Origin of the sequence: Massilia aerilata (assembly GCF_042656905.1) — a bacterium.
Classification (GTDB): Bacteria; Pseudomonadota; Gammaproteobacteria; order Burkholderiales; family Burkholderiaceae_D; genus Telluria; species Telluria aerilata.
Genome location: NZ_JBHSMZ010000008.1, coordinates 14582 through 38938 on the forward strand (window position 1 = coordinate 14582; position 24357 = coordinate 38938).

The window sequence follows — 24357 nt, forward strand, 5'->3', positions numbered from 1 at the left end:
CCCGGCGGGATTCTGCCGGTCGATTTGTTGGCCGCTCGGCGGCAAGGACGATTCATGCTCAGTCAACAGGAACTCGCAGAAGAAGAGCGCGTCAATGCCTTGCGCGCCCTCGGCGTGCTCGACACGCCGCAGGAAGACCGCTTCGACCGCTTTACCCGCATCGCCGCCGCCGCCTTCGGCGCGCCGATCGCCCTGGTGTCGCTGGTGGATGCGCAGCGCCAGTGGTTCAAGTCGCGCGTCGGCCTCGATGTCAGCGAGACGCCGCGCTCGATGTCCTTCTGCAGCCATGCGGTCGCGCTGGCCGACCTGCTGGTCGTGCCCGACACGCACCTGGACGAACGCTTCGCCGGCAATCCGCTGGTGACGGGCGCGCCCTGCATCCGCTTTTATGCCGGCCAGCCGGTGCACAGCGTCGACGGCCAGCCGCTCGGCACCCTCTGCATCATCGACCAGCAGCCCCGCATGTTCGGCGATGCCGACAAGCGCATGCTGCGCGACCTCGCGCAGATGGTGCAGGACGAATTGAATCGCGGCGTGCTGGTGGCCGCGCGCGATGCGGCCCAGATGGCCCTGCGCGAGATGAACGTGCAGCTGGAACGCCGCGTCGAGGACCGCACCCGCGAGCTCAACGCCAAGAACGCCCTGCTCGACGCCGTGCTCGAATCGGTGGACGTCGGCGTGGTCGCCTGCGGTGCCGACGGCGCCCTGACCCTGTTCAACCGCACCGCGCGCGACCTGCACGGCATGGACGTCGCCGGCCTGGGCTCGGCGCAATGGGCGGCGCACTATCACCTGTTCGAGGAAGACGGCATGACGCCGCTGGAAGAGGGCCGCATTCCGCTTGCGCGCGCCCTGCGCGGCGAACACGTCAAGGATGCGCCGATGGTGGTCGTGAATCCACGGGGCGAAGCCCATCGCGTGCTGGCCAGCGGCCGCGCGCTGAAGGGCGCGAACGGCGAGGCGCTGGGCGCCGTGGTGGCGATGAAGGACGTGACGGAGCTGGCCGAATCGCGCGCCCGCGCGGTCGAGAGCGAGGAGCGCCTGCGCACCATCGCCGACAACGTGCCGGCCCTGATCGCCTACATCGACCCCGGCATGCGCTATGCCTTCGCCAACAGCCGCTACCAGGAATGGTTCGGGGTGAAGTGCGCCGACATGCTCGGCAAGACCGTGCCGGAAGCCATGGGCGAGGCCTTCTTCGCGCCGCGCCGCGCTGCCCTCGAACGCTGCCTGGATGGTTATGCCTCGGCCCTCGAGATCGAGGAGGAGCGCCGCGGACGCCGCCGCGTGCTCAGCACGACCTACCTGCCGCACGTGCGCGACGGCGTGGTGCAGGGCATCTACGTGCTGTCCACCGACGCCACCTCGGCGCGCGAGTACGAGCGCCAGCTGCACGCGCTGGCGCACTCGGACCACCTGACCGGCCTGCCGAACCGCCGCAGCTACGAAGAACGCCTGGTGCAGGCGATCGCGCGCGCGCGCCGCAGCGCGATGGCGATGGCCCTGGTCTACCTGGACGTCGACCACTTCAAGCAGATCAACGACACGCTGGGCCACGCCAGCGGCGACGCCGTGCTGCGCGAATTCGCCAAACGCCTCTCGAGCACCGTGCGCGCCACCGACACCGTGGCGCGACTGGCCGGCGACGAATTCGTGATCGTGCTGGAGCAGGTCGGCTCCGCGCGCGAATGCGGACGCATCGCCGACAAGCTGCTGGAGGCGATGCGCGCCGACTTCCTGGTCGACGGCCAGCCGCGCCAGGTCTCGGCCAGCATCGGCATCGCCTGGTCCGCCCATCCGGAGCATGGGGCGCTGGCGCACGCCGCCGACGAAGCCCTGTACCAGTCCAAGCGGGCAGGGCGCAATACGGCCTCGGTGCTGGTGGCCGGCGCCGGGTCTTAGATCTCGATCTGGGTTCCCAGCTCGATCACGCGGTTGGTCGGGATCCGGTAGTAGTCGGCGGCGTCGCGCGCATTGCGCTGCATTGCCACGAACAGGTGCTCGCGCCAGGGGGCCATGCCTTCGCCCGGGGTCGAGATCACGGTCTGGCGCGCGATGAAGAACGACGTCTGCATCATGTCGAAGTCCATTCCTTGTCCGGCGCAGGCGGCCAGCATGCCCGGGATGTCCGGCTCGTCCTTGAAGCCGAAACTGATATCGACCTGGTGGCATCCATGCCCGAGCGGCGTGATCCGCAGGCGCGCTTCCTCGCCGACGAAGGGGGTATCGGCGATGTGCACGGTGAGGAAGACGATACGCTCATGCACCACCTTGTTGTGCGAAAGGTTGTGCAGCATCGCATGCGGCACGCCGTCGCTTTCACCACGCAGGAAGACCGCGGTGCCCGGCACCCGCACCGGTGGCGCGATGAACAGCGATTCGAGGAAGGCGTCGAGCGGGATCGCGTGCTTCTGCAGGTTGTCGAACACCAGCTGGCGGCCTCTCCGCCAGGTCAGCATCAGCGTGAACAGCAGGGCGCCCAGCAGCAGCGGGAACCAGCCGCCATGCAGGATTTTCAGCACGTTGGCCGAGAAGAAGGCAGCGTCGATCGCCAGGAACAGGCCGGTCGCGGCCAGGCACAGCAGCAGATTCATGCGCCAGCGGTAACGGATCACGAAATAGGTCAGGATGGTGGTTGCCAGCATCGTCGCGGTGACCGCGATGCCGTAGGCCGACGCCAGCTTCTCGGATGAGCCGAAACCCACCACCGCCAGCAGCACCGCCGCCAATTGCAGCCAGTTGACCGAGGGGATGTAGATCTGCCCGATCTCCTGCTCGGACGTGTGCACGATGCGCATGCGCGGCAGGAAACCGAGCGCGATCGCTTCCTTGGTCATCGAGAAGGTGCCGGAGATGGTCGCCTGGGAGGCGATCACCGTCGCGATCGTGGACAGCACGACCAGCGGATAGATGCTCCAGCTTCCCAGTTGCTGGAAGAAGGGATTGGCGATCGCCTCCGGACGCGCCAGCAGCAGGCCTCCCTGTCCCAGGTAGTTCAGGGCCAGCGCCGGAAAGGCCACCAGCGACCAGGCCAGGCGGATCGGCTTGCGCCCGAAATGGCCCATGTCCGCATATAGCGCCTCCGCTCCCGTAAAGGCCAGCACCACGGCGCCGAGGGCGAGGAATGCCGTCCCGCGGTTCTCGATGAAGAAGCGGACCGCATGCCAGGGGTTCACCGCCACCAGGATGCCCGGATGGTGCGCGATGTTGACGATGCCCATGGCCGCCAGCACCGTGAACCATAACAGCATGATGGGACCGAACCAGCGCCCGATGCCGGCCGTGCCATGGCTCTGCACCGCATACAGGCCGACCAGGATGACGATGGTCAGCGGCACCACATAGGGCTGCATTGCCGGCGTCGCGACTTCCAGACCTTCGACCGCGGACAGCACCGAGATGGCAGGCGTGATCACGCTGTCGCCATAGAACAGCGAGGCGCCGAAGACCCCGATCAGCAGCAGCGCCACATGCAGGCGCCCGCGCCCCACTGCGCCCAAAGCCAGCGCCAGCAAAGCCATGATGCCGCCTTCGCCGCGGTTGTCGGCGCGCAGCACCAGCGTCACGTACTTGAAGGACACGATCAGGCTCAAGCCCCAGAAAATCAGGGACACGATGCCGGTCAGGTTGGCGGGCGTGAGCGCCAGCCCGTGCGCCGGGTCGAATACGGTCTTGAGGGAGTACAGCGGACTGGTGCCGATGTCGCCGTAGACGATGCCGATGGCGGCCAGCGCCAGCCCGGCCATGTTCTTTTTACTGCCTGCCTGCGAATCCAATTGCCGCCTCTATGCGTTGTCGATGAGCGCCATCCTACCGGCTATCGCGTAAAAATTTTGTAAATAAACCCTTTATCCGGGCCAGGCATCTTTTTAGAAAATCTTTACGCCCAGCCTCCTACACTGCATCGCATCGCAACATCCAAGGAGTGCAGCACCCATGATCGTCACCATTGCCACATATGCGCCCGACGCCGCCGCCGGGCTGGTGGCGGAGAACCTGGCGCTGCTGCGCGCCCGCAGCGGCCGCAAGGTCCTGCTGATGGACGCCACGTCGCGCCAGGCCTGCCGGCAATGGGCCACGGAACGCGAACGCCTGCACCTGGAGCCAAGGATGACGGCCCGCGCCGTCCGCGCTGCCGGACTGTCCGAGGAACTGGAACAGCTGTACCCGCATTTCGGCGACGTCGTCATCGACACCGACGGCGCCAACGGCCACGAGTGCCGCGCCGCGCTGATCATGGCGCAGATCGCGGTGGTGCCGCTGGCCCCGGACCAGGCCGACGTCGATGCCCGCTACGACCTGATCGCCCGCCTCAACAACGCCCGCATGTTCAATCCCGGGCTGAAGGTGTTGTTCGTTACCGCCGGGACGGAGCACGATCCGGCGCCGCGCGAGCTGTGCGCCATACGCAGCTACGCGGCGCAGGTGATGGCGGGCGGCCTGGCGAGCACCATCCTGCACCTGCCGGCGCTGCTGTGGGGGGCCAACCGGCCCGGCCGGTGCGCCAGCGATATCGAAAGCAGTACCGGCGCCGCCGAGATGGCGGCGCTTTACGAGGAGGTCTTCCAGACCGCCTGTTGTCAACAATAACAAAGCAGAGTCCGACATGAATCAATCCATCTTCACCTTGGCGACGCTCGCCGCACTGGCGGCGCCGCTGCATGCGCAGGAAGCGCAGGAGCCCCAGCCGGAGCATAGCGTCACCTTCAACGCCGCCGTGACCTCTGATTACCGCTACCGCGGCATCTCGCAGACCCGCCTGCAGCCGGCCCTGCAGGGTGGCGCAGACTATACGCACAACCCCAGCGGCCTGTACGCCGGCACCTGGCTGTCCACCATCAAGTGGACCAGGGACGCGGGCGGCGACGGCGACCTCGAATGGGACCTGTACGCGGGCAAGCGCGGCAAGATCGGCGCGGATGGCAGCTACGACGTGGGCGTGCTGGGCTACGTGTATCCGTCGAACGGCCTGAAGCACGTGCCGGGCTTCGCCGACGCCGACACGGCGGAAATCTACGGCCAGCTGGGCTACGGTCCCGCCTACGCCAAGTACTCGCTGGCGCTGACCAACCTGTTCGGCTTCGTCGACAGCCGCCGCAGCGGCTACCTGGATCTCGGCGCCAATCTCGACCTGGGCCAGGGCGTCACCCTGAACCTGCACGCCGGCCGCCAGGACGTGCGCCACAACGACGCCGCCAGCTATACCGATTACAAGCTCGGCGTCACCAGGGACTTCGGCGTCGCCACGCTGGCGGTCGCCTTCGTCGGCACCAATGCCGGCGAAGCCGCGTATGCCTCGCCGGCCAACGGCAAGTTCCTCGGCAGGAAGGCGCTGGTCGTCAGCGTCGCCAAAACGTTCTGACCAACCCGGCACAAGGAGGAAGCCATGGATTTCGTCTTCATCGGTGCGATCGTCTTGTTCGCTGCCCTGATCCTGGGCATGGCAAGCGGCTGCGCCCGCCTGGGAGAGCGCAAATGACGCTCTTTTACCTGATCGGCACGCTCGCTGCGGGCGGCCTGCTGGTGTACCTGCTGTACGCCATTTTCAATGCGGAGGAACTGTGATGGACATCCGTTCGCTGGCGCTGCCGGCATTGTTTTTCGCGATCCTGCTGGTCCTGTCCTGGCCGCTGGGCATCCTGCTGGCGCGCGTGGCCGAGGGCGGTCCCGTGCGCGGCCTGGGCTGGCTGCGGCGCATCGAATCGGCCTTGTACCGCGCCGCCGGCATCGACCCTGGGCAGGGCATGGGCTGGAAGGCTTATGCCGCCGCACTGCTGGTCTTCAATGCGGCCGGCACCCTGGCCGTCTACCTGCTGCAGCGGGTGCAGGCCTGGCTGCCGCTGAATCCGCAGGGACTCGCCAACGTCAGCCCCGACTCGGCCTTCAACACCGCCGTCAGCTTCGTCAGCAACACCAACTGGCAGGGCTACGGCGGCGAGCAGACCATGAGCTACCTGACGCAAATGCTGGCGCTGACCTGCCAGAACTTCTTCTCGGCCGCCACCGGCATCGCCGTGGTGTTCGCCCTGATCCGCGGCTTCAGCGCCAGGTCCGCCAAATCGATCGGCAACTTCTGGACCGATCTGACCCGCAGCACCCTGTACGTGCTGCTGCCGCTGTCGCTGGTGTTCGCGGTGTTCCTGATGGGGCAGGGCGTGATCCAGAACTTCTCAAGCTACCAGCAGGTACAGCTGGTCGAGCCGGTCACCTATACCCAGGCGAAAACCGGTGCGGATGGGCAGCCGCTGAAAGATGCGCAGGGCCAGCCGGTCATGGAAACCCTCACGGCCGCCACCCAGACCATTGCCATGGGCCCGGTGGCATCCCAGGAAGCCATCAAGATGCTGGGCACGAACGGCGGCGGCTTCTTCAACGCCAACTCGGCCCACCCGTATGAAAACCCGACGCCGCTGTCGAACCTGTTCGAGATGGTGGCTATCTTCCTGATCCCGGCCGGCCTCTGTTTCGCCTTCGGCCGCCTGGTGGGCGACCGCCGCCAGGGCTGGGCGATCCTGGCCGCGATGACGGTGCTGTTCGTCGTGATGGCGGGCGGCGTCATGCTGGCCGAGCACCAGGCGCATCCGGCGCTCCAGGCGATGGGCATCGACCAGACGGCAAGCGGCCTGCAATCGGGCGGCAACATGGAAGGCAAGGAAACCCGCTTCGGCATCGACGCCTCGGCGTTGTTCGCCGCCATCACGACGGCCGCTTCGTGCGGCGCGGTGAATGCGATGCACGATTCGTTCACGCCGCTGGGCGGCGCGGTGCCACTGGTGCTGATGCAGTTCGGCGAGGTGGTGTTCGGCGGCGTCGGCTCCGGCCTGTACGGCATGCTGGTGTTCGCGATCATGGCGGTGTTCATCGCCGGCCTGATGATCGGCCGCACCCCGGAATACCTGGGCAAGAAGATCCAGGCCTACGAGATGAAGATGACCTCGATCGCGATCCTGGTCACCCCGGTACTGGTGCTGGCAGGGACTGCGATTGCCGTGATGGCGGACGCCGGCAAGGCCGGCATCGCCAACCCGGGCGCCCACGGCTTCTCGGAAATACTGTATGCCTTCAGCTCGGCCGCCAACAACAACGGCAGCGCCTTCGCCGGCCTGTCCGCCAACACGCCGTTCTATAACTGGATGCTCGCCATCGCGATGTGGTTCGGCCGCTTCGGCGTGATCGTGCCGGTGCTGGCGATCGCCGGTTCGCTGGCGGCCAAGCAGCGTTTGCAGGCCACGCCGGGCACCATGCCGACCCATGGGCCGATGTTCGTGGGCTTGCTGGTCGGCGTGGTCGTGCTGGTCGGCGTGTTGAATTACGTGCCGGCGCTTGCCCTCGGACCGGTTGCCGAACATCTGCAGCTCTTTGCAAAATAAGAATTGGAGTACCCCATGTCCCAACACCCCTCTTCAACGACGGCGCAACTGCCGGCCGGCCCGCAAGGCGGCGGCAAGCGCCTGAGCATGTTCGACACCAGCCTGATCGGGCCGGCGCTGGCCGACGCCTTCAAGAAACTCGGCGTGCGCACCCAGCTGCGCAGTCCCGTCATGTTCGTCGTCTACGTCGGCAGCATCGTCACCTCGCTGTTGTACGTGCAGGCCCTGATGGGCAATGGCGAAGCGCCGGCCGGCTTCATCCTGGCCTGCGCCGTGTGGCTGTGGTTCACGGTGCTGTTCGCAAACTTTGCCGAGGCGCTGGCCGAAGGCCGCAGCAAGGCCCAGGCGGCGTCGCTGCGCGGCTTGAAGCAGAGCGTGATCGCCAAGAAGATGGCCACGCCGAAGCACGGCACCGGCTGGCTGCCTTGCCCGGCCACCGACCTGCGCAAGGGTAACCATGTCCTGATCGAAGCGGGCGATGTGGTGCCGATCGACGGCGAGGTCGTCGAAGGCGTGGCCTCGGTCGACGAGAGCGCGATCACCGGCGAATCGGCGCCGGTGATCAGGGAATCGGGCGGCGACTTTTCCAGTGTCACGGGCGGCACCCGCGTGCTGTCCGACTGGCTGGTCGTGAAAGTCAGCGCGAATCCCGGCGAGACCTTCCTCGACCGCATGATCGCGATGGTGGAGGGCGCCAAGCGCAAGAAGACGCCCAATGAAATCGCCCTGACCATCCTGCTGGTGGCCCTGAGCATCGTGTTCCTGGTGGTGACGGTGACCCTGCTGCCGTTCTCGCTGTATTCGGTCGAGGTGGCGAAAGCCGCGGGTGTGGCCAGCCAGCCGGTCACGATCACGGTGCTGATCGCGCTGCTGGTGTGCCTGATCCCCACCACCATCGGCGGCCTGCTGTCGGCGATCGGCGTGGCCGGCATGAGCCGGATGATGCGCGCCAACGTGATCGCCACCTCGGGACGCGCGGTGGAAGCCGCCGGCGACGTCGACGTGCTCCTGCTCGACAAGACCGGCACCATCACCCTCGGCAACCGCCAGGCCGCCGCCTTCCTGCCGGCGCCCGGCGTGAGCGAACGCGAACTGGCCGACGTGGCGCAGCTGGCTTCGCTGGCCGACGAGACGCCGGAAGGCCGCAGCATCGTGGTGCTGGCCAAGCAGAAGTTCAACATCCGCGAGCGCGCCCTGGAGAGCATGCACGCGGTGTTCCTGCCGTTCTCCGCCAACACCCGCATGAGCGGGGTCGATGCCGGCGAGCGCCAGGTGCGCAAGGGCGCGGCCGACGCCGTGCGGCGCCACGTCGAGGCGCAGGGCATGCCGTTCCCGCCCGAAGTGGTGCGCACGGTCGAAGACGCCGCGCGCCGCGGCAGCACCCCGCTGGTGGTGGCCGACGGCGCCCGCGTGATGGGCGTGGTCGAGCTGAAGGACATCGTCAAGGGCGGCATCAAGGAACGCTTCGCCGAGCTGCGCCGGATGGGCATCAAGACCGTGATGATCACCGGCGACAACCGCCTGACCGCCGCCGCGATCGCCGCCGAGGCCGGGGTCGACGACTTCCTGGCCGAGGCGACGCCGGAGGACAAGCTCAAGCTGATCCGGCGCTACCAGGACGAGGGCCGGATGGTGGCGATGACCGGCGACGGCACCAACGACGCCCCGGCCCTGGCCCAGGCCGACGTCGCGGTGGCGATGAACTCGGGCACCCAGGCCGCCAAGGAAGCCGGCAACATGGTCGATCTGGACTCGAACCCGACCAAGCTGCTGGAAATCGTCGAGATCGGCAAGCAGATGCTGATGACGCGCGGCTCGCTGACCACCTTCTCGATCGCCAACGACGTCGCCAAGTACTTCGCGATCATCCCGGCGGCCTTCGTGGGCAGCTATCCGCAGCTGAAGGCGCTCGACGTCATGCACCTGGCCAGCCCGGCCTCGGCGATCATGTCGGCGCTGATCTTCAATGCCCTGATCATCGTGTTCCTGATTCCGCTTGCGCTGCGCGGCGTGCGCTACCGCGCGATCGGCGCAACGGCCCTGTTGCGCCGTAACCTGCTGATTTACGGGATCGGCGGTATCATCCTGCCGTTCATCGGCATCAAGTTGATCGACATGCTGCTGGCAGCATGCAATCTCGTCTGAACAAGGAGTCGACCATGTTTTCCACCATTCGTCCCGCGCTGGTCATGTTCGGCGCCCTGAGCCTGCTGTGCGGCGTGCTGTACCCGGCCGCCGTCACCGGCATCGGCCGCGCCGCCTTCGCCCACCAGGCGGACGGCAGCCTGCTCGACGCCGGCGGCAGGACGCTCGGCTCCAGCCTGATTGGCCAGCCGTTCTCGAGCCCGCGCTACTTCTGGGGCCGGCCGTCGGCCACCGCGCCGATGGCGAACAATGCGGCCGGTTCGAGCGGCTCGAACCAGGGACCGACCAATCCGGCCCTGCTCGACGCCGTCAAGGCCCGTGTGGACGCCTTGAAGCAGCTTGACCCCGGCAACCGCGCGCCGGTACCGGTGGACCTGGTCACCGCTTCGGCCAGCGGGGTCGATCCGGAGATCAGCATCGCGGCGGCCGAATACCAGGCGGCGCGCGTCGCCGCGGCGCGCAAGCTGCCGGAGGCGCAGGTCCGCGCGCTGATCGCGGCCCGGCGCAAGGAACCGGCGCTGGGCTTCCTCGGCGAACCGCGCGTCAACGTGCTGGCGCTGAACCTGGCGCTGGACGGCCAGGCGCCGCGCATGCGATGAGGCAGGCCGCATGAGCTTTCCCGGCGAGGAAACGCGGCGCGACCCGGACGCGCTGCTGGCCCAGGTGCAGGAGCAGGAGCGCCGCGCCGCGCGCGGGCGCCTGCGCATCTATTTCGGCGCCTCGGCCGGGGTCGGCAAGACCTACGCGATGCTGTCCGCGGCGCGCCAGCTGGCGGCCAGCCGCAAGGTGCTGGTCGGGATCGTCGAGACCCACGGACGCGCCGAAACAGAGGCCTTGCTGGAGGGACTCGAGGTGCTGCCGCGCAAGCGCATCGAGTACCGCGGCAAGCAGTTGAGCGAATTCGACATCGATGCTGCCCTGGCGCGGCGTCCGGACCTGGTCCTGGTCGACGAACTGGCGCATTCGAACCTGGCCGGTTCGCGCCATCCGAAGCGCTGGCAGGACATCGACGAGTTGCTGGCCGCCGGCATCGACGTGTTCACGACGGTCAACGTGCAGCACCTGGAAAGCCTGAACGACGTGGTCGGCGGCATCACCGGCGTGCGCGTCGCGGAAACGGTGCCGGACACGGTGTTCGACGCGGCCGATGAAGTGATCCTGGTGGACCTGCCGGCCGACGAGCTGCTGGCCCGCCTCAAGCTCGGCAAGGTGTACCAGGCGGCGCAGGCCGAGCGGGCCGGCCAGAACTTTTTCCGCAAGGGGAACCTGATCGCGCTGCGCGAGCTGGCGCTGCGCCGCACCGCCGAGCGGATCGGCGACGATGTGCGCGCCTACCGGGTCGAAAAATCGATCGATGCCGTGTGGCGGACCGGCACCGCGCTGCTGGCCTGCGTCGGACCCGGACCGGACGCGGAAGGCGTGGTACGCGGCGCCGCGCGCCTGGCGGCCCAGCTTGGGGCCGAATGGCATGCCGTGTATGTCGAAACCCCGGCCCTGCAACGCCTGGACGCGGGCCGCCGAGAGCGGATCCTCACGGTGCTGAAACTGGCCCGCGATCTGGGCGCCGTCACCGCCGTGCTGTCGGGCGACCGCATGGCGCCGGCCGTCGTCGATTATGCGCGCAGCCACAACCTGTCGCGGATCGCGCTCGGCCGCGGCCAGGCGCGATGGCCGTGGCAGATGCCGGTCAGCCGGCGCGTCGCGCGCCTGGCGCCCGACATCGAATTGCTCGAAGTCGCGGTGGCCAAGGACACGGCACGCGATGGCAGGCGGTGGCCGCCGGCGGTGGAGGGTGCGCTGAACGAGGTCCCGATGCGCGCGACGGTCATGGCGCACGGCCTGGCGCTGCTGGCCAGCCTCGCCATGGCACTGGCGGCGACGCCGACCATCGCCTGGCTGGACCTGGCCAACATCGCCATGCTGTTCCTGCTGGTGGTGCTGCTGGTGGCGGTGCGCCTCGGCCGCGGTCCGTCGGTCACCGCGACCTGCGTCGGCGTGGCCTGCTTCGACTTCTTCTTCGTGCCGCCGCGCTTCACGCTGGCCATCTCGGATTTCCAGTACCTGGTCACCTTTGGCGTGATGCTGGCGGTCGGCCTGATCACGGGGCAGCTGACGGCCGGCCTGCGCTTCCAGGCACGGATCGCCGCACGCCGCGAAAGCCGGACGCGCGCGCTGTACGAGTTCGCGCGCGCGCTGTCCGGCGTGCTGCAGACCGAGCAGATCCAGGAAGCCACGCGCGACGCCGTCGGCCCCACCTTCGGCGCGCGCACGGTCCTGCTGCTGCCGGATGCCGACGGGCGCCTGCATCCCGCGGAGGACGGCGGCGGCGACGGTGGCGGCATCGCCGCCCTCGATACCGGTATCGCGCAATGGGCCTTCGACCACGGCGCCGTGGCCGGCCTGGGCACCGACACGCTGCCCGGCAGCCCGGTGTTCTACATGCCGCTGGTGGCACCGATGCGCACCCGCGGGGTGCTGGCGATCGAACCGGAGACGCCGCACTGGCTGCTGGCGCCGGAGCAGCGCCAGCAGCTGGACACCTTCGCCGCGCTGGCCGCGATTGCGCTGGAGCGGGTGCATTACATCGAGGTGGCCCAGGAGGCGCTGGTGAAGATCGAATCGGAGCGCCTGCGCAATTCGCTGCTGGCGGCGCTGTCGCACGACCTGCGTACCCCGCTTACCTCCCTGATGGCGCAAGCGGAGTCGCTGGCCCGTTCGACACCGCCGCTGGCGCCGGGACAGCGCGCCATGGCGGATGCGCTGCGCGACGAAATGGTGAGGATGAGCATGCTGGTGACGAACTTGCTCGACATGGCGCGCATCGAAAGCGGCGAGGTCAAGCTCAAGCTCCAGTGGCAGCCGGCCGAGGAGGTTATCGGCAGCGCCTTGCTGGCCAGCCGCGCCGCGCTGTCCGGCCGGACCGTGGAGACGCAGGTGCCGGCCGACCTGCCGCTGGTGCAGTATGATGCCGTCCTGCTCGAACGGGTACTCTGCAACCTTCTCGAAAACGCCGGCAAGTACACGCCGCCGGGCGCCACGATCACTGTGTCGGCGGCGCGGCGCGGCGCATGGCTCGAGATGGCGGTGACGGACAATGGCCCCGGCCTCCCGCCGGGCCAGGAGGAGGCGGTGTTCGAAAAGTTCATGCGCGGCGAGCGCGAGTCGGCCAAGCCCGGGGTGGGACTGGGCCTGGCGATCTGCCGCGCGATCGTCGGCGCGCACGGCGGAACGATCCACGCCTCCAACCGGCCCGGCGGCGGGGCAGCCTTCGTTTTCGCGCTGCCGCTGGGAACGCCGCCCGCGATGCCCGAGCTCGACGCGGAATTGGAAATCGAGGAACACGATGAGTGATTTTGTCGGTATTGCCTTGCTGGTGGAAGACGAGCCCCACATTCGCCGCTTCGTGCGCGGCGCGCTGGAACAGGAGGGTTGGCAGGTGCACGAAGCGGCGACGCTGCAGCGTGGCCTGGTCGAAGCGGGAACGCGCAAGCCCGACATCGTGATTCTCGACCTGGGGCTGCCCGACGGCGACGGCGTCGACTTCATCGCCGACCTGCGCAAGTGGTCGCCGGTGCCGGTCATCGTGCTGTCGGCGCGGGTGAACGAGGACGAAAAGATCCGTGCACTGGACCATGGCGCCGACGACTACCTGACCAAGCCCTTCGGCGTCGGCGAACTGCTGGCGCGGGTGCGCGCATCGCGGCGGCGCCAGCGCGGTCCGGCCACCGGCGGCGATGGCAAGGTGCGCTTCGGCGACGTCGAGGTGGACGTGCAGAACCGCAGCGTGGTCAAGGCGGGCAGGGCGGTTCGCCTGACGCCGACCGAACACCGGCTGCTGGCGGTCCTGGTCGCCAACGCGGGGAAGGTGATGACGACACCGCAGCTGCTGCGCGCCGTGTGGGGGCCGCACCAGGCCGACAATGCCCATTACCTGCGCATCTACATGGGCCATTTGCGCCACAAGCTGGAAGACAATCCGGCGCAGCCGCGCTACATGATGACGGAGACCGGCGTCGGCTACAGGTTCCAGCTGCCCTGAAGGATGCGTGCGCGTCTGGACTTATCGGGACAGGGCGTCTATCCTCCCCGGTATCCCAGCCAGCCCGCTTGCCGATGCCCCAGAGTTCCGCGCCCCACCTCCATCACCTGGACCAGAAACGCCGCCCGCTGGTGGGCCGCTCGATCGCCCTGCTGGCGGCGTTCTGCCTGCTGCTGGCCGGCGTGTACGCCTGGAGCCTGTGGTCGGCGCGCCAGGGCCAGCTGCAGCAGACCGCGGCCAGCACCTCGAACATGGCGCGCGCGCTGGCGGCCCAGGCCGAGACCTCGTTCAAGATCGCCGACGCGATCCTCGCCGAGACCGTGGAGCGGGTCGAGCATGACGGCATCGAGGGCGCGGCCGGCGACCGCCTGCACGAGCGCTTCCTGCACATCGCGGCCCATTCGGCCGAAGTGCACGGCCTGTTCGTGTACGGCGCGGACGGCAGCTGGCGCGTGACCGCGCTGGCCAACGCGGTCAACGCCAACAATTCGGACCGCGACTACTTCCGCTATCACGAGACCCATACCGACCGCCGCACCCATGTCGGCCGGCCGGTGCGCAGCCGTTCGAGCGGGGTGATGGTGATCCCGGTATCGCGCCGCATCGACCGCGCCGACGGCAGCTTCGGCGGGGTCGCGCTGGTGACCCTGAACCTGGGCTACTTCGGGCGCTTCTACGACCGCTTCGACGTCGGCCGCCAGGGCACCATCGTGCTGGCGCTGGACGACGGCACCCTGATGTACCGGCGCCCGTTCAACGAGGACCTGGTCGGCAAGGACATGAGCAAGGGACCGGTGTTCCAGATGATGCGCAGCGCGGGGCCGGTCGGCACCGCGATGCTGACCTCGGCCGTCGACGGCATCGAGCGCCTGTACAGCTACCGCCACCTGGAAGGCTATCCGCTGGTGGTGGCCAGCGCGCAGTCGAAGGAAGAGATCCTCGGCCACTGGTGGAGCACGGTATTCAGGATGAGCGGCGTGGTGGCGTTCGCGCTCGCCGTGCTGGTCTGGGGCGGGGTACGCATGATCCGCCAGATCCGCATCCGCGAACAGCTCGAGGACGAATTGCGCCGCGCCGGCGCCACCCTCGAGCAGCAAAACGCCGCGCTCAAGACCCTGGCCGACAGTGACGGCCTGACCGGGCTCGCCAACCGCCGCCTGTTCGAGGACGCCCTGGCCGGCGAACTGGCGCGGGCGCGCCGCAGCGGCAGCCAGTTCGGACTGATCCTGTGCGACGTCGATTTCTTCAAGAAGTACAACGACCGCTACGGCCATGTGGCCGGCGACGATTGCCTGCGCCACGTGGCCGCGGCGATCGCGGGCGGCGCGCGCCGTCCCGGCGATCTGGCGGCGCGCTACGGCGGCGAGGAATTTGCCGTGATCCTGCCGGAGACCGGCCTGGAAGGCGCGATGGCGGTGGCCGACGCCATCCGCGCCTGGGTCGCCGCGCTGGCCATCGAGCATGGCGATAGCCCCGCGGGGATGGTGACCCTCAGCCTGGGCGTGGTGGCCGGCAAAGTCGGCCCCGAGCCTGACAGCGCCTGGGTCGAAGCCGCCGACAGCCTGCTGTACGACGCCAAGTCCGGCGGCCGCAACCGCGTGGCCGCCTGTTCCGCATCGCTTGCAATCGGATAGCGCGCGATCTAACATCGCAGCATGGAATCGAACGAACCGAACACGACCCCCTTGCTGGACGACCAGCTTTGCTTCGCGCTGTACTCGACAGGGCTGGCGATGAACAAGCTGTACCGCAAGCTGCTGCGCAAGCTGGACCTGACCTATCCGCAGTACCTGGTGATGCTGGTGCTGTGGGAGCGCGAGGGCGTGACCGTGTCCGATATCGGCGCCCGCCTGTTCCTCGATTCCGCGACCCTCACCCCGCTGCTCAAGCGTCTCGAAAGCGCCGGCCTGGTGGCGCGGGCCCGATCCACGCAGGACGAGCGCCAGGTCGTGGTCAGCCTGACCGGGGCCGGGCGCGCGCTGCGCCGGGACGCCGCGGCGATCCAGGAAGGGGTGCTGTGCGCGGCCGCCTGCGCGCCGGGCGACCTGCTTGCCCTCAAGGGCCAGCTCGAGACCCTGCGCGGCAAGCTGGCCGGCAACACCGGAAGCGCGGACTAGCCGTTCTCCGCATCGGGCTGGCCGCAGCCCGGGGCCGCCTGCTGCGGCGTGGCGCTCTGGGCCAGCAGCAGGGCCTGGAATTCGCTGGCCGGCATCGGCTTGCCGATCAGGTAGCCCTGCAGCACGTCGCATTCGGTCGAGCGGATCGCGCAGGCCTGCGCCTCGGTCTCGATCCCTTCGCAGATCACCGACAGCTTGAGCGACTTGGCGAAGGCGATCACGCCGTTGACGATGTCCAGGCAGCGCCGGTCTTCCTCGATCTCCTGCACGAAGGAGCGGTCGATCTTGATCGCGGTGATCGGGAACTGGCGCAGGTAGGAGAGGTTCGAGTAGCCGGTGCCGAAATCGTCGAGGGCGATGCGGAAGCCTTCCGCCTGCAGGGAGCGCAGCACGGCGGCGGCCTTGCCGATGTCCTGGGTCAGCATGCTCTCCGTGACTTCCAGCTTGATGCAGCCGGTGTCCAGGCCGTAGCGCGCCGCCAGGCTCTTCAGCAGCGGCGGCAGGTTCTCGTCGGCCAACTGGCGCGCCGAGACGTTCACCGCCATCTGCAGCCGGTAGCCGAGCAGTTCCCATTCGCGCGCCTGGCGGCAGGCTTCCTCGCAGACCCAGGCCCCGACCGCGGTGATGGCCGGCGAATCCTCGAGCATGGACAGGAAGGCGCCGGGTGCGATCACGCCCAGGCGCGGGTGGTCCCAGCGCAGCAGGGCCTCGGCGCCGACCACGGCGCCGTTGGCGGCGCTGATCTGCGGCTGGTAGAACAGCACGAACTGGCGCCGTTCGAGCGCGGAAAAGACTTCCTGGCGCAGCTTCAGGCGCTCCTTGATCATCTGCGCCGACTGCGGCGAGAACACGCTGAAGGTATGGCGGCCGTTGTCCTTGGCCGCGTACATCGCGGCGTCGGCGTTGTTCAGCAGTTCGTCCGCCGTGTGCTCGCGCGCTTTGCCGAGGGCGATGCCGATGCTGGCGCCGACCGTGACCTTCAGCTCGTCGACCGCGATCGGCTCGGCCATGCGCTGCAGCACGCTGGCCGCGAGCGCCTTTGCTTTCTCGGCGCTGGCGTTGGCCTGCACGATCACGAATTCGTCGCCGCTGATGCGCGACACCGTGGTCTCGCCGTTCCCGAAAGTCGCCAGGCGGCGCCCGATCTCCCGCAGGGCGACGTCGCCGGCGCGGTGGCCGTGGGCGTCGTTGACTTCCTTGAAGTGGTCGAGGTCGATGAACAGCACGCCGACCATGCTGTCCATGGCCAGGCACTCGTCGAGCGCGCGCAGGCAACTGAAGCGGTTGTGCAGGCCGGTCATGCTGTCGTGGGTCGCCATGTGGACCAGGCGCGCCTCGGCTTTTTTGCGCTCGGAGATGTCGGCGAAGAATACCGCCAGGCCTTCGCTGGACGGATAGGCGCGTGCCTCGAGCCAGACCCCCAGCGGCTCGTAATAGCTTTCGCAGCTGGCGTAATCCTGGCTATCGAAAGCGCAGCGGTAGGTCTCGTAAAAGGGACCGCCGACCGCTTGCGGAAACGCGTCCCAGATCACCTTGCCGAGCAGCTCGCCGGCAGGCCGCCGCAGCCAGTCCGCACCCTTCCGGTTGATGTAGGTGAAGCGCCATTCGCGGTCGAGCGAGAAGAAGCCGTCCGAGATGCTTTCCAGGACCGTGGTGAGACGTTCGCGCGCACTCGTCACCTGGGCCTGCGCGCGGACAGCGCCGCTGACGTCCTCGAGGAAGGCGGCGAAATTGACGATCCTGCGCTGGTCGTTCTTGAGCGGGAACACGTGCATGCGGCTCCAGAACAGGTCCCCATCCTTGCGGTAGTTGCGCAGCGTGCAGGTGTGACTGCGGCCGGCGGCGACGGCCTCGCGCAGGCCGGCCAGCTCCGGCTGGCCGGCGTCGCCGTTCTGCAGGAAGCGGCAGTTACGGCCGATCACCTCGGCCAGCGCATAGCCGGACAAGGCCTCGAAGGCAGGGTTGACCCAGGCGATCGGGTTATCGCCCTGCAGCGCGTCGGTGATCACGATGGCCGTGCTGCTGGCGCGGATCAATGCCTTGAAGAAGGCCGCGGGCTTGTCTTCAAGGTTCACGAGCGTGAGCTGGTTGTATTCCCACGAGAGAGATGACATGGTCGCCTGTTTGTATGCTGGACGACTTCAGTGTAATCGCGGCGGTGAAGATATGGAGCACGCAAGCGGGCACGTCTTTAGATTGCGGACGCCATTCCCAGCGCCGCCATTTTTTCGCGCAGGGCGAGGCGGTCGCCATCGATCTGCGCGCCGTTCGTGCGGCTCGACAAAGCCGTTTTCTCCTTGCGGCCGAGGAAGTAGGCGATGCGTTCCATGTTCGCCCCGGAAGGGTGGGGCAGGCCATGCAGGATACGCGCTTCGTCGAGCATGCCGCGCCGCGCCAGCCAGCTCAGCGCCAGGCCGACTTTGGGGCCGAGCGGCACGAACACGGCGTCGCGGATCCGGGCCGCCTCCTGCCCGAAATAGTCGAGCAGCTGTTCCTGCAGCAGCGGCGTGGTCAGCATGTTTGGATTTGTGCCATTGTAGTTGACGCCGTCGACGAAGATGGCCTGGCGCAGCGCCCCGGTCACGTGCATCAGATGGGCATGGTCGCCGAACAGGGTGGCGCAGCTGGCGATGCCCAGCCAGCGCTGCAGGCCGATGTGGTCGAGCAGGGCCACCAGGTTGGGACGGATCGCGCCGCTGAAGGCGCCCGTGTACTTGGCCGCGCGCAGCAGCTCGGGCAGGGGCAGGCCGGCGCGCAAGCCCTGCTGCGCGGCGCGCATCGCGTTCTTCCACTGCACGAAGCCGGGCGAGATCCCGACCAGCACCACGCGCGCCTCGGGATTCACGTAGTCGAAGGGGATGTAGCGGGCCTCGATGCGGCCGGCGCGGGCGAGCAGGAAGGCATCCGGGATCAGGGCGGCGCTGGTGACGAGGTCGAGATCGGTGGCGGCGATCAGGCTGGCAAAATCGGAGAACTGGGCAGGCATGGCCGCATTGTGCCACGGCGCGCCGGGCTTGCCGGGCCTCGTGCTAGGATCGGGGCCATCATGCCGCCCCGGCGGCGCCCACCGACAGGATTTACCGTGCACGCGCAAACCGACTCTACCCCAGGCATCACCCAGGCGCCGTTCGGCAGCTTGCCCGACGGCGCGCCGGTCACCGAATACACGCTGGTCAACCGCCACGGCATGCGGGTCGCGATCCTCGACTTCGGCGGCATCATCAGGCGCATCCACGTGCCCGACCGCGAGGGCCGCTTCGCCGACGTCGCCCTCGGTTTCGACGAGCTCGAACCCTACCTCGGCGCCAGTCCTTATTTCGGCGCCCTGATCGGCCGCTACGGCAACCGCATCGCGAAAGGGCGATTTGTGCTTGACGGTCACAAATACGCGCTGGCGACCAACAACGGCAACAACCACCTGCATGGCGGCGACCGCGGCTTCGACAAGGTCCTGTGGCAGGCCGAGGCCGTGGGCGACGAACTGCGGCTGCGCTACCTCAGCCCGGATGGCGAGGAAGGCTATCCCGGCAACCTGGACGCCCGCGTGGTCTACAGCCTTACCGACGACAACGAGATCGTGGTGCGCTTCTCCGCCACCACGGACAAGCCGACCCCGGTGAACCTGACCCAGCACAGTTACTTCAACCTGGCCGGCATCGAAGGCTGCGGCGACATCCTCGGCCACGAGATCCTCATCGACGCCGCCGGCTTTGTGCCGATCGACGCCGAATCGATCCCGCTGGGCGGCGTGCGCCCGGTCGACGGCAGCGCCTTCGACTTCCGCCAGGCGCGCACCATCGGCAGCCGCATCGGCGAGCAGGACGAACAGCTCGCCAACGGCCAGGGCTACGACCACTGCTTCGTGCTCGACCGCCCGGCCGGCAGCCGCGCGCCGGTGCGCGCCGTGCGGGTGCGCGATCCGGGCTCGGGACGGGTGCTGGAGCTGCTCACCCAGGAGCCGGGCGTGCAGTTCTACAGCGGGAACTTCCTCGACGGCACCCTGGCCGGCAAGGGCTGCGCCTATCCCTTCCGCGGCGGCTTCGCCATCGAACCCGAGCACTTCCCGGATTCGCCGAACCGGCCGGATTTTCCCGGGACGATCCTGCGGCCAGGGGAACTTTACGAAACCGAGTCGCGCTTCAGGTTTTCGGTGGACAGCTAAGCAAGCCTGTCGAGACAAGTGTTGCGCCGCTGACGAGCGACTGGGAAGCGTTTTAAGGCGCCAACTCATCCGCGCTGATTATGATAGGCTGTCCGACGCGCCTCCCCTCGGTGCGCCCGGACATTGTCTTTACAAGGATCAGCATGACTGGCTTCGTCATCACCCCGCCCGACACCCCGGCGCTTGCCATCGCAGGCTCCGACCAGACCTTCCCGCTGCGCCGCGTCTTCTGCGTCGGCCGCAATTACGCCGCCCACGCGCGCGAAATGGGCGCCGACCCGGACCGCGAACCGCCGTTCTTCTTCTCCAAGCCCGCCGACGCGGTGGTGCCGGCCAGCGGCACGCTGCCGTATCCGCCCGCCACCAGGGAGCTGCACCATGAGGTCGAGCTGGTGGTGGCCCTGAGGGACGGCGGCGCCAACATCGCGCCCGAGCGGGCGCTGGACCTGGTGTGGGGCTATGCGGTCGGCCTGGACCTGACCCGCCGCGACCTGCAGGCCGTCGCCAAGAAGGATGGCCGGCCCTGGGACATGGCCAAGGGCTTCGACGCCTCGGCCCCTTGCAGCCCGCTGCAGCAGGCGACATGGACCGGCCACCCGCAAGAAGGCCGCATCTGGCTCGAAGTGAACGGCGCGCCGCGCCAGGAAGGCAATCTGAACGAGATGATCTGGCCGGTGCCCGACGTCATCGCCTACCTGTCGCGCTTCGTGACCCTGGCGCCGGGCGACCTGATCTTCACCGGCACGCCGGCCGGCGTCGGCGCCCTGAACCCGGGCGACCATGTGCGCGGCGGCGTGGACGGCGTCACCACCTTCGAACTGAGCGTCGGCGGCCAATGAAGCCGGCGCTGCTGCAGATCGGCAGCTTCCCGCCCGAGGTGCAGGCGCAGATCGACGCCGGGTTCGATCGCATCGATGTCCGGGACTTCGAGCGCGATCCGTCGCGCGCCGGCGAGATCCGCGCCATCGTCACGCGCAGCAACCTGGAGGTGCCGGCCGCGCTGGTCGAGCGTCTGCCGAAGCTCGGGATCATCGCCACCAATGGCGTGGGCCACGACCTGATTCCGCTCGCGCTGGCGGCGCGCCGCGGCATCGCGGTGTCGAACACGCCGGACGTGCTGAACGCCGCCGTGGCCGAGCTGTGCATCGGCGCCTTGCTGGCCCTGCTGCGGCAACTGCCGCAGGCCGACCGCTACGTGCGCGAAGGCCGCTGGCCAGGGGCCAGCTTCCCCCTGACCAGCAGCCTGGCCGGCAAGCAGGTCGGCATCGTCGGTCTGGGCCGCATCGGCAAGGACATCGCGCGCCGCCTGGAGCCCTTCGGCGTGGCGCTGGCCTACCACGGCCGCAGCGACCAGAACCTGGCCTGGCGCTTCGAGGCCGACCTCGGGGCGCTGGCGCGCGACGCCGACATCCTGATCGTGGCGGCGCCGGGCGGCGCCGAGACCGCGCGCATGATCGATGCGCACGTGCTGGAGGCGCTGGGCCCGCGCGGCATCCTGGTGAACGTGGCGCGCGGCTCGCTGGTCGACGAGGAGGCGCTGCTGGCGGCACTGGCGGAAGGCCGCATCGCCGGCGCGGCGCTCGACGTGTTCGACAGGGAGCCGGACATCGATGCGCGCTTTTTCGGGCTGGAGAACGTGCTGTTGATGCCGCACATCGGCAGCGCCACGCGGGAGACGCGGGCGGCGATGGCGCAGCTGATGCTGGATAATTTGCGGAGCTGGTTCGGGAGTGGGCGGGTGTTGACGCCGGTGCCGGTGCCCGAACACTAAACCGTCGTTCCCGCGAAGGCGGGAACCCAAGTTCTGTTTGAGCTATCGAAACGCGTGCAACTTGGATTCCCGCCTGCGCGGGAACGACGGTTTTACAGCCAACTCAATTCGCCATGTTCTTGGCCACGATCGCATCCGTCGCCATCTGCGCCTGCTGCAAGGGCTGGCTCAGCACATCGGTCGCATAGGTCTGCGCCGGCGTGGCGACGGTGCCCAGCGCGCCGCCGCCCTGGTTGGCGATGTCGATGTCGACGGTGGCCGACAGGCCCACGCGCAGCGGGTGCCGGGCCAGTTCCTTCGGGTCGAGCGAGATCCGCACCGGCACGCGCTGCACCACCTTGATCCAGTTGCCGCTGGCGTTCTGCGCCGGCAGCAGCGAGAAGGCGCTGCCGGTGCCGGCCGCCAGGCCGACCACCTTGCCGTGGTAGGTGACTTTGCTGCCGTAGATGTCGGCTTCGATCGTGGCCGGCTGGCCGACGCGGATGTCGCGCAGCTCCGATTCCTTGAAGTTGGCGTCGATCCACAGCTGGTCCAGCGGCACGATCGACAGCAGCGGCGCGCCCGGGGCGATGCGGCTGCCCACCTGCACGCTGCGCTTGGCCACGTAGCCGCTCACCGGCGCGACGATGGCGTTGCGGCGCGCCGCCAGCCAGGCCGACAGGTAATCCGCTTTCGCCGCCAGCACGTTCGGGTGCTGGGCCGGGGCCACGCCGGCCACCGCCACGCGGGCCGCCGCCGCCTGCTTCAGCGCGACGTCCAGCGCCGCCTTCGCATCGTCGACGGCGCGGCGCGCGTGCGCCACGTCTTCGCCCGAGACCACATTGTCGGCTGCCAGCGGGGCGCGCCGCGCCAGGTCTTCCTGGGCGCTCTTGAGGGCCACGCGGCGCTGGTCGACCACGGCGTTCAGCTGCTCGACGTTGGAATAGCGTTCGCGCTGCTGGCGCACGGCCGTGCCCAGGCGCGCTTCGGCCTGGGCCAGCGCCACCTCGGCGTCGGACGGGTCGAGGCGGACGATCTCGGCGCCGGCTTTCACCAGCTGGGTCTCGTCGGCGCGGATCTCGATCACGCTGCCGGTCACCTGCGAGGACACGTTGACGAGGTTGCCGCCCACGTAGGCGTTGTCGGTCTCGACGCGCTTCGAGGCGACCAGCATGTAGTAGGCGGCATAGGCGGCGCCGGCGGCGAGGAAGGCGACGGTGATGCCGGCCAGGACGACGCGGCGCTTGCCTTTGTTCGGAACTTGGGTGTTTTCGGTGCTCATGGTCTTGGATTCTTGGTTTATTTGGTATTCGATGCCGCGGCCGCCGAAGCCGGCGCCGCGTGGTAACCGCCGCCGAGCGCCTTCACCAGCGCCACCTGGGTCTGCAGGCGGGCGTCCAGCAGCTGCAGATCGGTGTCCTGCTGGCGCAGGAGCGTCATCCTTGCCTGCAGCACGCCGGCGCGTTCCAGCAGGCCGCGCTTCAGGCGCGCCTCGGCGCCGGCGACCAGCTTGCGGCTGGCCTCGAGCGCGGCCTGGTGGGTTCGGGCTTCCTGTTCCAGGCCCTGCAGGGTCGCGCCTTCCTGCGCGACTTCGCGCACGGCGGCCAGCACGGCTTCGTTGTACTCGGCCACCAGCTCGTCGCGCTGGCCGCGGGCCACGCCCAGCTGCGCTTTCAGGCGGCCGCTGTCGAACAGCGGCAGATCGAGGGTGGCGCCGAGCAGCGGCGTGCGGCTCGGCCAGCGCAGCAGCTTGCCGAGCGAGACCGCGTCGAGGCCGAGCGCGCCGACCAGGTTGATGTCGGGACGGAAGGCGGCTTCGCTGGCGGCCACGCGGCCGAGCTGGGCCTCGACCCGCCAGCGCGAAGCCTGCAGGTCCGGGCGGCGTGCCAGCAATTCCATGCCGAGTTCGCGCGGCAGCGCATTCGCGGCGGGCGCCGGCTTGAAGCGCGCGAGGCCGGCCAGCGCCTCGGCGTCGCCGCCGGTCAGGGCGCGCAGCACTTCGCGTTCGCGCAGCGCCTGGGTGTCCAGGCGCGCCGACTGTTCTTCCAGCACGCCGAGGTCCAGCTCCGCGCTGCGCAGCTGCTCGTCGGTGGCCAGGCCGTGGGCGATGCGGGCCTTGCGGCCGGCCACGATCTCGCGCTGGATGGCGGCCAGCAGCTTCAGGTTGTCCTGGCGCGCCCACATCATCTGCAGGCGGAAGTAGCTCTGGGCGACGCCGGCGGCGATCGCCTGCGCGGCCTGGGCGGCTTCGGCCTGGCGCGCATTCGCTTCGCCGAGGCTCGCGGCGACCAGCGCGCGGTGCTTGCCCCACCAGTCGACATCGTAGGAAGCGCGCAGCTGCACGTTGGCGTCGTTGAACCAGCTGCCGCCGATCGGCGCCGGGAAGAAGCCGTTCGAGGAATAGCGCTGGCGGTTCAGGCCCGTCTCGAGGCCGACCTTGGCGCCTTCGTCGGCGCGCTCGGCGCGCACCACCGCCTGGGCGCCGGCCACGCGCGCCTGCACCGTGGCCAGGCTGGGGTTGTCCTTGAGCGAACGCGCGATCAGGGCATTGAGTTGCGGGTCGCCGTAGGCCAGCCACCATTGCTCGGCGGGCCAGGCATCGGCGGGGAGGACGATGCCCGGGGCATGCCGGGCGCGCGCGGCCAGGTCGATGTTCGCCGGCTTGCCGGTGTCGGCCGGGACGCTGATGCAGCCGGCCAGCAGCGCCAGTACCGCGCCCGCAAGCGCCGCGTTTTTCAGGATGAAGGAGGTGTGTCGCACTTTGTTCTGGCTTT

19 protein-coding genes are annotated in these 24357 nt (G+C 68.7%); 14 read left to right on the forward strand and 5 right to left on the reverse strand.

Going from position 1 to position 24357, the window contains the following annotated elements; all coding sequences use genetic code 11:
• Positions 1-54: 54 nt before the first annotated feature.
• Positions 55-1902: a sensor domain-containing diguanylate cyclase gene (locus ACFPO9_RS12640; protein WP_379771254.1), complete on the forward strand. Its 1848-nt coding sequence runs from the start codon at positions 55-57 to the stop codon at positions 1900-1902.
• Here the strand turns inward: ACFPO9_RS12640 and ACFPO9_RS12645 are convergent.
• Positions 1899-3746 (reverse strand): potassium transporter Kup, encoded by a 1848-nt coding sequence (locus ACFPO9_RS12645; protein WP_379771680.1) that lies wholly within the window; start codon positions 3744-3746, stop codon positions 1899-1901. The genes ACFPO9_RS12640 and ACFPO9_RS12645 overlap by 4 nt on opposite strands.
• 190 nt (positions 3747-3936) lie before the next feature.
• On the opposite strand from ACFPO9_RS12645, the gene ACFPO9_RS12650 reads away from it, so the two are divergent.
• From ACFPO9_RS12650 to ACFPO9_RS12695, 10 genes are all read left to right on the forward strand, one after another.
• The gene (locus tag ACFPO9_RS12650; RefSeq protein WP_379771256.1) at positions 3937-4590 is read left to right on the forward strand and encodes a hypothetical protein; all 654 of its coding nucleotides are present in this window, start codon (positions 3937-3939) and stop codon (positions 4588-4590) included.
• Between the two features lie 16 nt (positions 4591-4606).
• A complete protein-coding gene (locus tag ACFPO9_RS12655) occupies positions 4607-5362 on the forward strand; it encodes a TorF family putative porin (RefSeq protein ID WP_379771259.1) in 756 nt (251 codons plus the stop codon).
• A gap of 113 nt (positions 5363-5475) precedes the next feature.
• Positions 5476-5565: a potassium-transporting ATPase subunit F gene (locus ACFPO9_RS12660; protein WP_379771261.1), complete on the forward strand. Its 90-nt coding sequence runs from the start codon at positions 5476-5478 to the stop codon at positions 5563-5565.
• Positions 5565-7370, forward strand: a complete 1806-nt coding sequence (kdpA, locus tag ACFPO9_RS12665) for a potassium-transporting ATPase subunit KdpA (RefSeq protein WP_379771264.1) — start codon at positions 5565-5567, stop codon at positions 7368-7370. The genes ACFPO9_RS12660 and kdpA overlap by 1 nt, the downstream gene beginning before the upstream one ends.
• Before the next feature lie 87 nt (positions 7371-7457).
• Positions 7458-9515: a potassium-transporting ATPase subunit KdpB gene (gene kdpB / locus ACFPO9_RS12670; RefSeq protein ID WP_379771681.1), complete on the forward strand. Its 2058-nt coding sequence runs from the start codon at positions 7458-7460 to the stop codon at positions 9513-9515.
• A gap of 14 nt (positions 9516-9529) precedes the next feature.
• Positions 9530-10114, forward strand: coding sequence for a potassium-transporting ATPase subunit KdpC (gene kdpC, locus ACFPO9_RS12675; protein WP_379771268.1), 585 nt, complete (start codon positions 9530-9532; stop codon positions 10112-10114).
• Between the two features lie 10 nt (positions 10115-10124).
• Positions 10125-12866, forward strand: coding sequence for a two-component system sensor histidine kinase KdpD (kdpD, locus tag ACFPO9_RS12680; RefSeq protein ID WP_379771270.1), 2742 nt, complete (start codon positions 10125-10127; stop codon positions 12864-12866).
• Positions 12859-13554, forward strand: coding sequence for a two-component system response regulator KdpE (kdpE, locus tag ACFPO9_RS12685; RefSeq protein WP_379771272.1), 696 nt, complete (start codon positions 12859-12861; stop codon positions 13552-13554). The genes kdpD and kdpE overlap by 8 nt, the downstream gene beginning before the upstream one ends.
• Before the next feature lie 74 nt (positions 13555-13628).
• A complete protein-coding gene (locus ACFPO9_RS12690; RefSeq protein ID WP_379771275.1) occupies positions 13629-15188 on the forward strand; it encodes a sensor domain-containing diguanylate cyclase in 1560 nt (519 codons plus the stop codon).
• Between the two features lie 21 nt (positions 15189-15209).
• Positions 15210-15671 (forward strand): MarR family winged helix-turn-helix transcriptional regulator, encoded by a 462-nt coding sequence (locus ACFPO9_RS12695; RefSeq protein WP_379771277.1) that lies wholly within the window; start codon positions 15210-15212, stop codon positions 15669-15671.
• On the opposite strand, the gene ACFPO9_RS12700 is transcribed toward ACFPO9_RS12695, so the two are convergent.
• Positions 15668-17785: a putative bifunctional diguanylate cyclase/phosphodiesterase gene (locus ACFPO9_RS12700; protein WP_379771280.1), complete on the reverse strand. Its 2118-nt coding sequence runs from the start codon at positions 17783-17785 to the stop codon at positions 15668-15670. The two genes, ACFPO9_RS12695 and ACFPO9_RS12700, sit on opposite strands and share 4 nt — an antisense overlap.
• 77 nt (positions 17786-17862) lie before the next feature.
• Positions 17863-18657 carry a hypothetical protein gene (locus ACFPO9_RS12705; RefSeq protein ID WP_379771282.1) on the reverse strand — a complete coding sequence of 265 codons (795 nt, stop codon included), beginning with the start codon at positions 18655-18657 and terminating at the stop codon, positions 17863-17865.
• Between the two features lie 96 nt (positions 18658-18753).
• Between ACFPO9_RS12705 and ACFPO9_RS12710 the strand changes: the two genes are divergently transcribed.
• The 3 genes from ACFPO9_RS12710 to ACFPO9_RS12720 all read left to right on the forward strand — a co-directional run bounded on the left by ACFPO9_RS12710 (position 18754) and on the right by ACFPO9_RS12720 (position 21604).
• Positions 18754-19833 (forward strand): aldose epimerase family protein, encoded by a 1080-nt coding sequence (locus ACFPO9_RS12710; RefSeq protein WP_379771284.1) that lies wholly within the window; start codon positions 18754-18756, stop codon positions 19831-19833.
• 143 nt (positions 19834-19976) lie between these two features.
• Positions 19977-20672, forward strand: coding sequence for a fumarylacetoacetate hydrolase family protein (locus ACFPO9_RS12715; RefSeq protein WP_379771285.1), 696 nt, complete (start codon positions 19977-19979; stop codon positions 20670-20672).
• Entirely contained in the window at positions 20669-21604 is a 936-nt protein-coding gene (locus tag ACFPO9_RS12720; protein ID WP_379771286.1) for a 2-hydroxyacid dehydrogenase, read from the forward strand. Before ACFPO9_RS12715 ends, ACFPO9_RS12720 begins: the two co-directional genes overlap by 4 nt.
• A gap of 103 nt (positions 21605-21707) precedes the next feature.
• Here the strand turns inward: ACFPO9_RS12720 and ACFPO9_RS12725 are convergent, their stop codons facing one another.
• Complete coding sequence (locus tag ACFPO9_RS12725) at positions 21708-22865, reverse strand: HlyD family secretion protein (protein WP_379771288.1); 1158 nt, start codon at positions 22863-22865, stop codon at positions 21708-21710.
• 17 nt (positions 22866-22882) lie between these two features.
• Entirely contained in the window at positions 22883-24343 is a 1461-nt protein-coding gene (locus tag ACFPO9_RS12730; protein ID WP_379771290.1) for an efflux transporter outer membrane subunit, read from the reverse strand.
• Positions 24344-24357: the final 14 nt, after the last annotated feature.